A 14200-nucleotide genomic window follows, 5' to 3' on the forward strand; every position below is an offset into this window, starting at 1 on the left:
AAGGGTTTCAAATACGAATTTGAAACCCTTTTTATATTAATTATCAGTCAAACTATTTTGCAACAAGACTATTAGTACCTCTATTACTCTGCATTGTCTCGTTGAGCTTTCAACTCTTTAGTTATATTCACTAACTTCTTTTCGGAAAGAGGATAAAAGGATATAAATATAACGGAAAGAATCGTACCTGCGGCAGGAAGGAAACTAAGCATCAAGCGGATTCCATATTGAGCCTCTTCGGTTTGTACCACATTTGCTTTAAAACCAAAATAAGCCAGTAGCCATCCTGTTAAAGCACCACCAATAGACCATCCGAATTTTTGAGACATCGAAGAAGATGAGAATATAAGCCCTGTGGCTCTTCGTCCGCTTTTCCATTCTGAATAATCGGCGATATCCGCGTACATCGACCACAGCAACGGTGTTACAGCACCAGCACAAATACTGATAAGAACCTGTAAAACAAGAATTAGAGCAACATCAGTGCTTTTCAAGAAGTAGAAAATAACGCTGAATACCGCAGCACATGACATAGCCAAAAGATAAGTAAATTTCTTGCCTATTTTGCCTGAAAGAGGTGTTACAAGAATAATCCCAACTATATTGGCAGCTTGCCCCAAAACCAGATAGATAGTTGTAAGAGACAAAGATGAATCACTAAAACCTAGAGAAAATCCGGGAACGTCGGCTACATAATACTTGAAATAGTAAACAGCAGCACCATCTCTTATCGAATTGAATATCAAGGTAGCTATACCCGCTCCTAGCAAAATCCACCAAGGCTTATTTTTCAAGAGATCCATTACATCGTCTTTCAACGAATTAGTTGACTCATTAATAGGTTTTACCCGTTCTTTTGTCCACAAAAAGCACCCTAGAAAGAAGATAACGGCTATCACTCCAAAAACGACACCAGCCATCTGCCATCCAAACCTTAAATTAGGAAGCGCATCCCCAGACCCTTTACTAAAGAACTCCACCAAAGGTTCTACCAAAAGCAATACCAAAATACTGCCTATAAAAGCAAAAATCATGCGGTAGGATGAAAGTTCAGTTCTAGTCTTAGGATCAGGAGACATCACTCCCAGCAAAGAAGCGTACGGAACGTTAATTAAAGAATAAATCATCATCATCAAAGAGTAAGTAACATAGGCATAAACAATCTTGCCCGAAGTCCCAAAATCAGGAGTTGTAAAAGTAAAGACCCCAATCACGGCAAAGGGTATTGCCACCCACAGTAAGTAGGGTCTGAATTTTCCCCATCGGCTTTCGGTACGATCTGCCATTACACCAATTACCGGATCTAGAAGAGAATCCCAAATACGGGTTATAAGAAACATAGTACCGCCCACAGCTGCTTCCATACCAAAGACATCGGTATAAAAGAACAGTAAATACATGGTGAACAACTTCCAAAACATTGATGAAGCTGCATCGCCAAGCCCGTAACCTATCTTCTCTTTTAATTTTACTATCTCTGTACTTGTACTCATTAGATATATTTTAAGTAATTTCAACTATTTATTGCTACATATATAATCGTGACAACTAATTATTGCTGTAACTCTTACCTTAGGCAATAAATAGGTCTGAAATCTTTATAAACTATGACTTTATTTGTCGATTCTTATCTATTATTTGATTCAAGGTTTCAACAGATTTAGAAGACCTATAACCATCGGGAGCTGTATTCAAACAATAATCCAACAACCTGTTAATAGATGAAGTTGCTACATGCATAGTAGTATCCGATGATGCATAATAGATATAAACGGTTCCATCGTCATCCACTATCCATCCGTTACTAAACAACACATTGGAGACATCCCCTACCCGCTCTTCTCCAACGGGAGCCATAAAATAACCACCGGGTTCGGCTATTAGTTTCGTCGGATCTTCAAGATCAGTCAAATACAGGTAAAGAACATAACGTAAGCCCGCAGCACAATTTCTCACCCCATGAGCCAAATGTAACCATCCCTTAGGTGTTTTAATCGGGTGAGGCCCTTCTCCGTTCTTGGCTTCCTTGATGGTATGATAATAGCGATAATTGATAATTTTTTCTTCCTCTACTTTAGCATGAGTCATATCATCTACCAATGCCCAACCTATACCCCCACCCTTTCCGGCATCAATAAAGCTATCTTGCGGACGTGTATAAAGAGCGTATTTTCCGTTGACAAATTCAGGATGCAATACCACATTACGTTGCTGACTATTAGAAATAAGGTCGGGTAAACGCTCCCATTCTTTAAGGTCTCTGGTTCTTACAATTCCCGCTGTTGCCATAGCAGAGGATAAATCACCTTTTGCTGCTGATGGGTCTCTTCTTTCAACACAGAAGATACCATATATCCAGCCATCTTCATGTGCAGTTAAACGTATATCATAGACATTTGTTCCCAAATTTTCCGTTTCGGGCAATAAAATAGGATAATCCCAGAATCGAAAGTTATCGACACCATTAGGACTTTCTGCTATTGCAAAAAATGATTTTCTATCATATCCTTCAACACGGGCTATTATCAGATATTTTCCCTGCCATTTAATAGCACCTGCATTAAAGACCGCATTAATCCCAAAACGCTCCATAAAGTAAGGGTTTGTTTCGCGATTCATATCATAACGCCAAAAAACCGGAGTGTGTTCTGCTGTTAATATAGGGTATTTGTAGCGTTCGAAAATTCCATTGCCCGGTAATATTTTTTCATTCTTACGTTCAATTAATTCTCTATATCGCTCATTTATAACATCTAGTCTGTTATTAAAAAAATCTGCCATAATATTCCTTGTTAAGTTTGCCAGTTATAGTTGTTTTAAAATATAATATTCTATTTATTCATTGTCGGGATACAAAGCTATACGCATCACTCGATGGAAAACATAAAAGTTAGGCACTTGCATTTCTACATCAAACACTATCTGTTTTGTTTTATAGTCAACCTCAACAATGCGTCCTCCCCCTTGTGCATTTACCTCTTTACCTACGAAGCCTATTGCTCCCGATCCGAATAATATATGATCGGTCTGAGGCAAATATTGAGCAGAAGAAACAATGGATGAATAGCCATTCTTTCCGAGTTCTTTACCAAATTCCCAGGTTTGCTGTATTGTCATTCCCGATTCATTGATCTTATATTCAACAGCTCTACTATACGGTTTATCTTTTTCGACACCATAATGTCTGTAATATCCATTATCAAAAAGTAATAACTTACCATCCGAAAGAAGTACAGGACAGTGAGGTCCCCATGACCAATCGAACGAATCAGAGGCACGGTATCCATTTTTCACATCCTCATCTTGTATTGTATTGCCTGCACCATCCAATGGTTGTAACAAGTAAGAAGCTAGCATTTCATTCCTTCTATTTTTAGTCCAACCTCTATGGGGTGATAGTATCCATTTCACACGATTATTACGATCCAACTTGGCTACTCCTTGAAAACGATGAGAAACTATAACTGCATCATCGCTTTCTGAATATGCAATACCGTTTTGATGAGCCCAATCTTTCGGACTAAAATGGTCGGTATATTCTTTTCTGTTTTCATCTAAAGACTGCTTGAAATCCCATACAGTAACAATAGCCCCTGTTTCGCGGTTTACTTCAATCATTTCATCGAAAACATAACCACCAACACTATTTTTGTTGATTGCTGCAAGAATAAAGTTACCATTGGGAATCTCTATAATATCGCGATGGAAATCATACCCTTTTGCTCCGATGTCCCATGTTTTGATAACTTCACCTACCATATTCAGTTCATATATCAAACCAGAAGCTAATCCAGCAGTTAAAAAATTACCATCTTTTAGACGTTTAAGCCCCGAGCAGGCAGCAAAATATTGTAACAAAGGATGACCTTTCAACGACAGAAACCACCTAACTTCACCAGCTGCATCTATCATAAAAGGACGCGATGTATCATACTCATGATCTCCAATATAACTGACTAATGTGAGCCCTGCTTCCATTTTAGAAGCATCAGATTTACTAACCCTTATTTCGGGCATAGCAATAAATATAGGTTCTGTTTTTATTGTTACAGAATCTGTAGCTCGTTCATTTCCTTTTTTATCAGTCAGCGATATATAAACTGTATTGTTATAGTCGGCATATAACCCATGTAAGTAGACTTGATGATTATATCCGTATTTTGTAAAAAGATGTGTTATATCTTCAACGTTTTTATTCTTACTCTTTATTCTCATCTTAATCTTTCCCTCAACCGGTGCCGAGTAAGTTAACTGAGCCGAAAGCTGTGCATAACCCGTAGGATTAAGTTTCACCAGACTTTTATCAATCTTTATAGCATTTCCGAGAGTCGGAATTTCCAGAACCGAATTATCAGAAAAAGTTAGTTTGGTATTCCACTTCTCCTTATCCATCTCCAATGACCGTATTTCAACTGAAGGAATATCTAAGGTATCAGTCTCAAAAACAAAATGAGTTTTATCCCCTTGCTTTGAAGCTTCTATAAGCAAGCTGCCTTCCAAAATAAGCGATTTCAAAACTTCACCAGAAGGCGAAGTTGGTAAACCACCTGAATGATCATCTTTATCACAAGAATAAACAAACACTGTAACCAATATGAATATTAATATCTTACTAAATAGTTGTTTAGTAATTTTCATTCTTGTATTTTTCATACTATCCAATTTAAAATTCAATCATTCCCTTTAATAGAGAAGGGAGGGATGAAGGAATCATCCTCTCCCCTTCTATTCCCAAATATGCGTGTTTTTCATATTATCTCCACAACGGGTGTTGTTGGATTTCTGTATTAGTATTTAATTCTGATTGAGGTAGTGGGTATACCGTATATTTTTCTTTGAATTTATCGGCTCCTTGCTTTTTGTTTTTCACGAAAATATCTTTGATTTCGAGAGCTGTATGCCAGCGTTGCAAGTCGAAGAAACGATGTCCTTCAAACCAAAACTCAAGTAAATTTTGATGTTGGATTTCTGCCATTAGCTCACTTGCTCCACCCCATGTTTTATTGGGTAAGCCTGCTCGATTTCTTATGCGGTTAAGATCTGTTGCAGCTTCTGCTAAATTTCCACTATTGATTGCAGCTTCTGCATGCAGTAATAGAATTTCGGCAAAACGCATAACTCGGTAATTATTATCTATTGGCTCAGGATTATACATGCTATCGCCATTTTCCTTATCAAGCCAGAAAGCTGTAAATTTTTTAGGCAAAAAGCGTCCTTCTTTTCCATTAATTTCAGAATAGATGGGCTGTTTTCCTCCCGATCTTTTACCTTCAGTCGATTTCCATAGCTGATCGAAGCTATAACGATTTCCATACCATTTTTCATCTGCCTTTACATCTCCGTAATCCGAATATTTAAAGAAGAAGTTGGTATATATTCGCTTATCGAAAAGTGATTCTGATCCATTAGGACGTTTTTCTACCAGAAATTCATCGATGATCGATGCAGTAGGCATCATCTTAAACCAACCTCCTGTAAGCGGAGTACCTATAAAATTGGGTAATACCATTCCCTGAGTATCGTTTGCACCTTCTGCGTTCCAACTTCCACTACCATATTTGGCGTAGTTAAGTTCAAAGATCGATTCTTTATTAAACTTAAAGTTGGGGGTAAAGTTATCCTCATAATTAGCCATCAGGTCATACTTATAGGGGCTTTTCATTATGATTTCAAGCTCTTGTTTTCCTTCTTTATACTGTTTCTGATAGATATACGATTTGCCCAGATAAGCAATTGCAGCACCTTTTGTTACACGCCCTGCTTCTTCTGCGGGACGATCGATAGGTAGTCTGTTTTTAGCTTCGGTCATATCAGCCATCACTTGCTTCCACAACTCTTCAGACGAAGCGCTAGGCGCCATAGCATCTGCAGTAAATACAACTGGTTTTAGGCGTAAGGGAGCTTCACCATAATTGGTTACCAATAAGAAGTAATTAAATCCACGAAGAAAATGTGCCTCTCCAATCATTTGGTCTTTTTGGGCATCGTCCATAGGAACTCTGTCAATATTTTCCAAAAAGACATTTGCTCTGTTTATGGATGAATAAAAACTTCCAAAATCATAACGGTCTGTATTCGGATCATTTTGAAATACAGCGATATCCCATGTTTGCAGGTCATCATAAATTGTCCACACATCGTCAGCTCTTACATTTTGGTTCTGAAAACCAGTAAAAGCTCCAAAGTAACCATACATCTGTCCCCTGATAGGAGAATAGATTGTAGCCATAGCCGAATTGGCGTCTGCCTCATCCCGCCAGAAGTTATCATTGGTTACTTCATTGGGATTTGATGTATCCAGAAAACTTGCTTCATCGCAGGCAATAACCGAACATCCCAATAATGCAGATAAGGCTATTTTTGTCAATATATTTGCTTTCATTCTATGTTATTTTATCAGTTAAGGTCTCAGACCTATTTAAAATTTAGGTGAGTATAACATCTATAAAATGCTATAACTCTGAAATATATCATTATGTATTTCTATTTATTAAATAGATAGGGAAATATTGTTTTAGAGATAGAACTGTATACCGAAAGATATAACTCGAGGTATAGGATAACGTCCATGGTCTGTTCCTCTGGTTAAAGCAGAGCTTGTTCCCGTATTACTATGATTATTTTCTCCTAAATCAGGTGTATAACCTTTATAGCCTGTAATAGTAAATAGGTTTTCGCAAGCGGAGAAGATTCTTAAATGCTCAATATTTAATTTACTCAACATGGCTTTAGGCAGAGTATAACCAAATTCGAAAGTCTTCAAACGAATGAAAGAACCATCTTCGAGCCAGCGATCACTTGCCACGCGTGAGTTTTTATTCGGGTCTGTAATCTCGAAACGAGGCATGCTTGTATGTGTATTGGTAGGAGTCCACGCATCTAATACTCTGCTTCCATAATTTGTAATATCAATCATTGACTCCATTCTATAACGGGTAAAGTTGAAGATTTTATTACCCGACATTCCGTCAAAGAAGAAACTTATATCAAAATTATTCCACTCGGCATTGGCTCTAAATCCAAAGCTAAAATCGGGGAAAGGACTTCCTGCATAACGAGCATCGCCATCTGTAATAGAACCATCGCCATTTGCATCTACAAAACGAATATCTCCGGGCTCGGCATTGGGTTGAATAAGGTTACCATTCTTATCTTTATAAGCCTGAATTTCTTCTTTGCTTTGGAAAATTCCGTCTGTTTCCACCAGATAGAAAGAACCTATAGGATCACCTACTTTTGCCCATGTAACTGTACCCAATCCTTGAGGACTATATCCGGGAAATTCTTGTTGATTTCCGATTGTTATTTTTTTCACCTTATTCTGTATAGTCGATATATTACCGGTTAAGCTATAATATACTTTACCTACAGAGTTGCGATGAGTAAGAGATAGTTCTAACCCTTTATTCTCTATTTGACCGGCATTCAAAATAGGGCTACCAGCAAGACCTGTTGATGAAGGCATATTTATACCCAACAATACACCATCAGTTGTTTGTATAAATGCATCTGCTGTTAAGGATAATTTGCCATTGAAAAGACTAGCATCGAGTCCGATATTTGAAGTAGCCGTTTCTTCCCATGTCAAATCCTGTGGAGATACCCAATTGATTCCGGGCATTCCACCCATCCACCAAGAAGATCCTTGTACATAGTTTATACCTCTTCTAACCGTACTTTGAGTCAAGTAATTTCCGATTTCCTGATTACCCAATTTACCATAACTGGCTCTTAATTTAAGCTCATCGAAAACCTTTTTCAAAGGTTCGGCAAATTTTTCATTCTGGATATTCCATCCAGCAGAAGCTGAAGGGAATGTTCCGTAACGATGACCGTCTGCAAAACGTGAAGATCCATCACGACGAACAGAGAACGAAAACATATAACGAGAATCATAACTATACATAAGTCGCCCGAATGCAGACACTATCGAGTTTTCGTTAGCAGAACCACTTGCAGATTGACTATCGGCACTACCTCCGTTTATTGTACTTACACCAATAGGTAATTCTTCACGACCGGCTGAAATAACACGGTACCTATATCGTTGAGCCGAATATCCTAATAATCCGGAAACAGTGTGTTTGCCAAATGTATTGTCATAGTTTAAAGTATTCTCTAAAAGCCATGAATGTGATTCCGATGAACCCTCTTTCAAGTCAGGAAGTTCGTTCATACCCGCATTACCGAAATTATATATATCTCGGAATGCTTTAGTTGTTCCATTATCTTGGTTTATACCCAAATTCAGTTTATAACGCAAGCCTTTATAAAGATCCGCCTCAGCATAAGCATTTATCAGGATTTGAGTTAGTCGTGAAAAATTATTATCCCAACTACTATTGGCATGAATATCTCCTACAGGATTCGCCACATTTGTCATCCAGCTTTCAGTAGACGCCCATCCTCCCAATCTTGTTTCATCATGCACCGGAACAATTGGAGACATACGTAATGTTTGTGTTACGACTGCCGGATTATCGACACCTTTATCTTTGGCTATTTTTAAAATCAAAGATTCTCCAAGTCTCAGCTTATTGTTCAAGAAAGAGTACTGATTTTTGGTTCTCATGTTGAAGGCTTCATACTTACTATTAATCATAATACCTTCTTGACTTATATAGCCTAAAGATGTACTGTAAACAGATGTTTTAGAACCTCCACTTATTCCAAGATTCGCTTTATAAATAGTTCCGGTTCTATACACTTCATCTTGCCAATCGGTACCATTGCCCGAAAGGTTTGCTGCATATTTTGAATCAGAAGGAGCATTCACCACAGAAAGCCATTCAGGTCCATTCAAAACATCCATTTTCTTGGGTAATTGCTGAATACCAGCATATACATTTAGTCTTATTTTACTAGGTGTATCTTTTCGTCCAGCAATAGTTGTGATGATTACTACCCCACTGGCAGCCCTCGATCCATATATCGCAGCAGCCGAGGCATCCTTCAATACTTCTATAGAAGCTATATCAGCAGGATCAAGCATATTAATGTCTCCATACACACCATCAATCACATAAAGAGGTGTATTATTGGTCAGAGACGATACTCCTCTGACATTAATATTCATCCCTGCTCCGGGACGACCACTTGTATTCGAAACCGATACTCCCGGTATACGACCTTGCAAAGCACTTGCCGTATTCTGCGCAATATCAGCTTGCATATCTTTAGCCGAAATAGAGGAAACAGCTCCTGTCAAATCACTTTTCTTGACAGTACCGTATCCAATAACTACTACTTGATCGAGACTCACATTGTCGTCTTCGAGTTTTACGTTAAGAGGAGAGTCAGACGTTACAGTAACCGACAGGGGTTTCATACCTAAAAAAGAAAATACTAAGACATCACCTTTTTGAGCGGCAATAGAATAATTACCATCCAAATCAGTAGAAGTAGCCAGATTTTTGCCTTTTAGCTGTACCGTTACGCCAGGCATAGGATCGCTTGTTGATGCTTCCTTCACATTTCCAGTTATCATTGTCCCTTGAGCAAATAATAAAGAAAAGGAAGTCACAAAAAATACTAATGAAATAATGATCTTGTTTTTCATACAAATAAATGGTATTAGGTTTTCACCAAGATTGTGGTCTTTAAATAATTAAAAAATCACACTTCGCAGTATAAATTATTTTAAAATAAGACTTTGGTTGACGGAGGTAAAAGTAGAGGAGTCAAGAAGAGGAAACAAGTAGTATTTTACTCAATAATGATACTTTTTGTACCATTAAAAAATACAACATTTGTGAAAATTTGTATATTCACCTCATTAAAAACAAGATACAATATAAAGGAAAGTATGAAAAGTATCATTATTAAGGCTTACAAGAAATGTGTTTCATAACATAATTCGATTCTTCCAGTAGCTGGCTCTGAAGTCTCTGGGAGTACACCCTTTCTTTCGATGAAATATTCTATTAAAATTCGACAAATTATTGAAACCACTGGCAAAACAGATTTCGGAAACACTATGAGTTGTATCTACCAACTTTTGGCAGGCAATACCTAAACGAATATCATTGAGTGCATCTACAAAATTTTTGCCTGTGCATTTCTTCATAAACCGGCTAAATGCAACTTCACTCATTCCAATATGCGATGCTACATCAGCAAGCATTATTTGTTGGTCATAATTCTTATGCATATAAACATATGCCTTTTCGATTCTCCTACTATCAAAATGTTGAGAATTTACCGAGAAAGACTCATTCGAAAGAACCCTCATATCTAATGACAGAGATAAATCGTAAAGTATAGAAAACAATTGTAAGACTGAGTGTGCTCCCTGAGGCTTCTCTGCCAACATTTTGAGACGTGGCATAATCTGGCAGATAATATCACGAGAAAAGGTTACTCCATGAATGGCTTTTTGAAACATCTCCTTCACCGACTTAAACTGATTTCGCATCAATAGCTGATCACTCAACAAATCGGGGTGAAACTGTATGGTAATCTCTGTTATTTTTCGGGAAGTACATTCATGATTCAGCCATGCGTGCTCAAGGTCAGGTCCTGTTATGAGAGTTAATTCCAGATCATCAATTAACTCAACACTATCACCCACAACGCGTTGAGCATTCTTTCCATTTTCAATAAAATTCAACTCATATTCTGTATGTGCATGTATAGGAAATGAAAATTCGGATTTAATACGTGAAAAAACAACGAAGCAATCTCCCTCTGAAAGTGGTGTAACTTCTCTGAACATCGATTTTCTCATAATACACAATTTAAAGGCTGATATCTATACATATTTAAGGCTAAATTTATGAATTTAGCAAAAATAGTAACATTAAAAGTCTAAGTTTACATAGAATAAGTTATAAATAGTTTCTAAATAATAATTTTAACCATAGTTTCTTTCTCTTTTTTCAATTAGTTTTGTATTCAAACCAATTTATATTTATGATCGTATAATATAAATTAATAACTAGCATATATCTCTAATAAACAGACTACATAAATTATGGATTTTAAAAACCGATTAGCAGCCTTCTGTTCATCGACAAAGAGAATGACCAGCATTATGATCGCTTTAATGGCTATCTCTTTGTTCCTATTTATTGCCGCTTATAACGATTCGTTCGTTTTTGATGAAGCATACTCAATGGCTATGATACAACATTCATTTTTTGAAATATGGAAAATAACAGCCGCCGATGTTCATCCCCCACTCTATTACTTTATGTTGAAGAGCTTTGCCTTTCTATTTGGTAACTCTTTACTCACTCTCAGGATATTTTCAGTGTTGGGAATATTAGGAGTCTTCTTATTAGCAATGTTCCCTATTCGACGATATTTTGGAGCAAGCGTTTCTCTCGTCTTTATCGTGATAGTTACATTACTACCTGTCACACAATATTTAGCCGATGAAATACGCATGTATTCATGGACCATGTTTTTCACTTTGGCAAATGCTCTGGCAGCCTACAAAGTATTTAAAAACTCGAGCCTTTTAAATAATCTCCTTTTATTATTTACAGCTCTCTGCGCTTCCTATACTCACTACTATTCGTTGATGGGATCTGCCACCATATTTGGAATACTCCTATTCTTTTTAATTATCAATAAGAAAAAACTAAGTTACACCATAGTTGCTATTGTTGCATTTATGATTGGATATGCTATTTGGATTCCTGAGTTAATCAGTCAAGTAACAGCCGTTAATCATAACTATTGGATTACAAAACTTACATTGAAAGATCTTTTGTTATTCTCTTATTATCTATTTTCTCCCAAAGAGCCTACACACCCTTACACCATATTTACACTTCCTGTAATGGCAGTAGCATTATCGTTCATGCTGCTATTATTAGCAGCTTTGGCGGGAGCAATAGTAAAGGAATATAAAAAACTAAATCGGACTAAAGTTATAACCGCTTTGGCATTTATAGCTGCATTCTTCATTCCCGTTATTTCAGCTATTATTATATCTTATATAATGAAACCCATTATGATTCCCAGATATATGACTACCCTACTAGGTTGTTTAGCCTTAGGAATATCAATATTAGTGGCCGAATTGTATGGATCAGGAGCTAAGAGAGCCAGAATACTTATAACCACAAGTATCTGGATGTTATTAATTCTTTCTGTTGCACGTTTTTTTTCAGAAAAAGAGCACATGGAGAAAACGAATAACGAATATGCAGAAATCCAGAAATATTTTGAAGGCAAAAACACCGATAAAACAGTCTTTATCTCAACATTCAGCGCTTGTGGATGGTTGGGCATGCTCTCTATAATGTATCCGAACGACAACAATTTATATTTTGTCTACAGCGAGAAGAAAACACCGGTTAGCTACCAACCATTTAAATTAATAGAAGTAAACACCTTACCTCACGATTTTGACTTTCATTATACTCAATCATTCGATGAGAATGTAATACAGACGAGAGCCAATAATCATTTCATGGACGGAGTGAGACCCAATTACATTATTACGGATTCGTTAATACAACTAACGCACCCCCAGAAATTTGAAGGGAAAGAAATTTTCTTAATGAAAACAATACATAGAGAAAGAGAAAAACAACAGAATACACATTAAACATTTATTTGTATTTTTGTGAAACGAAGTCAACAACTCTTTTATCTTGCTGACTCACTCAATAAAATAGGTCTGCGACCTTAAAAATGTCTGTATATGGAACAAAAATTAGTGATTTACAACACACTTAAACGAGAAAAAGAAGTTTTTGAACCACTTCATGCCCCACACGTAGGGATGTATGTATGTGGTCCGACAGTATATGGTGATGCCCATTTAGGACATACCCGCCCTGCAATAACTTTCGATCTATTGTTCCGCTATCTTACTCATATAGGTTATAAAGTAAGATATGTACGCAATATTACAGATGTAGGTCATTTAGAAAATGATGCTGATGAAGGAGAAGATAAAGTTGCAAAAAAAGCACGATTAGAAGAACTTGAGCCTATGGAAGTGGTGCAATATTATACCAACAAGTACCATAAGGCAATGGATGACTTGAATGTTTTATCTCCATCTATCGAGCCTCATGCCTCTGGTCACATAATAGAGCAGATCGAAACAATTAAAGAAATATTGAAAAACGGATATGCTTATGAAAGTAACGGATCTGTTTACTTTGACGTTGTGAAATACAATAAAGATCACAATTACGGCATATTATCCCACAGAAATATAGAAGAGATGCTCAACACCACCCGCGATTTGGATGGACAAGACGAGAAACACAGCAAAGTTGATTTCGCCCTCTGGAAAAAAGCATCACCCGAACATATCATGCGTTGGCCTTCGCCTTGGAGCAATGGATTCCCTGGGTGGCATATAGAATGTTCATCTATGAGTATGAAGTATTTAGGAACAGAATTCGATATTCACGGAGGTGGACTCGATCTTATGTTTCCTCATCACGAATGCGAAATAGCACAGAATACAGCTGCCGAAAAGAAGCAGGTAGTAAAATACTGGATGCATAACAATATGATAACCATTGGAGGTCAGAAAATGGGTAAATCGTTAGGCAACTTTATTACACTTGACGAATTTTTCGCAGGATCGCACAAACTGCTTTCTCAACCGTTCTCGCCAATGACTATTCGTTTCTTTATTTTACAGGCTCATTATCGCAGTACTGTAGATTTTAGTAACGAAGCCTTATTAGCATCTGAAAAGGGACTAAACAGATTATTGGATGCATATGCGAGAATCGAGAAAATACCTGTATCGGAAACTTCATCGACTGATATAACAGCAATACGTCAAAAATGTTACGATGCCCTGAATGACGATCTGAATTCAGCAATAGTAATATCTTATCTGTTTGATGTAGCAACTACTATAAACTCGGCTATTGGAGGAACTGTAAGTCTTAGCCAAGCCGATATTAATGAAATAAAAAACTTGTTTGATGTGTTTTTATTTCAGATTTTGGGAATTAAGAACGAATCAACTTCAAACCAAAACGGACAAGAAGCTTTTGGTAAGGCTGTAGATTTGCTTCTTCAGATACGTGATGAAGCCAAAACAAATAAAGATTGGGCAACCTCTGATAAAATTCGGAATGAGCTTAATCAAATCGGATTCGATATAAAAGATGGCAAAGACGGTGCTGAATGGAAATTGAAACTATAGTTCATAGTGATTCAAAGAGCGTGATATAAATACCTCTATACAATCTAAAATAAAAGCCCTTAGCTAATA

At 37.0% G+C, this 14200-nt stretch carries 8 protein-coding genes; 2 read left to right on the forward strand and 6 right to left on the reverse strand.

What is annotated here, in order from left to right; genetic code table 11:
* Positions 1-83 precede the first annotated feature (83 nt).
* The 6 genes from IR022_RS11270 to IR022_RS11295 form a co-directional block, all read right to left on the reverse strand.
* On the reverse strand, positions 84-1493 hold the full coding sequence (locus IR022_RS11270; protein WP_199330305.1) for an MFS transporter: 1410 nt from the start codon (positions 1491-1493) through the stop codon (positions 84-86).
* A 112-nt stretch (positions 1494-1605) separates the two neighbouring features.
* Complete coding sequence (locus IR022_RS11275; protein WP_194203754.1) at positions 1606-2781, reverse strand: glycosidase; 1176 nt, start codon at positions 2779-2781, stop codon at positions 1606-1608.
* Positions 2782-2835: 54 nt separating this feature from the next.
* Entirely contained in the window at positions 2836-4653 is a 1818-nt protein-coding gene (locus IR022_RS11280) for an aryl-sulfate sulfotransferase (RefSeq protein WP_194203755.1), read from the reverse strand.
* Positions 4654-4753: 100 nt separating this feature from the next.
* Positions 4754-6382 (reverse strand): RagB/SusD family nutrient uptake outer membrane protein, encoded by a 1629-nt coding sequence (locus IR022_RS11285; protein ID WP_194203756.1) that lies wholly within the window; start codon positions 6380-6382, stop codon positions 4754-4756.
* Positions 6383-6514: 132 nt separating this feature from the next.
* On the reverse strand, positions 6515-9559 hold the full coding sequence (locus tag IR022_RS11290; protein WP_194203757.1) for a SusC/RagA family TonB-linked outer membrane protein: 3045 nt from the start codon (positions 9557-9559) through the stop codon (positions 6515-6517).
* Positions 9560-9844: 285 nt separating this feature from the next.
* The gene (locus tag IR022_RS11295; RefSeq protein ID WP_050708259.1) at positions 9845-10726 is read right to left on the reverse strand and encodes an AraC family transcriptional regulator; all 882 of its coding nucleotides are present in this window, start codon (positions 10724-10726) and stop codon (positions 9845-9847) included.
* A gap of 246 nt (positions 10727-10972) precedes the next feature.
* On the opposite strand from IR022_RS11295, the gene IR022_RS11300 reads away from it, so the two are divergent.
* Complete coding sequence (locus tag IR022_RS11300) at positions 10973-12559, forward strand: glycosyltransferase family 39 protein (RefSeq protein WP_082204027.1); 1587 nt, start codon at positions 10973-10975, stop codon at positions 12557-12559.
* Between the two features lie 96 nt (positions 12560-12655).
* Positions 12656-14131 carry a cysteine--tRNA ligase gene (gene cysS, locus IR022_RS11305; protein WP_050708257.1) on the forward strand — a complete coding sequence of 492 codons (1476 nt, stop codon included), beginning with the start codon at positions 12656-12658 and terminating at the stop codon, positions 14129-14131.
* Positions 14132-14200: the final 69 nt, after the last annotated feature.

It is taken from the genome of Dysgonomonas sp. GY617 (assembly GCF_015233815.1).
In the GTDB taxonomy this organism is placed as follows: Bacteria; Bacteroidota; Bacteroidia; order Bacteroidales; family Dysgonomonadaceae; genus Dysgonomonas_A.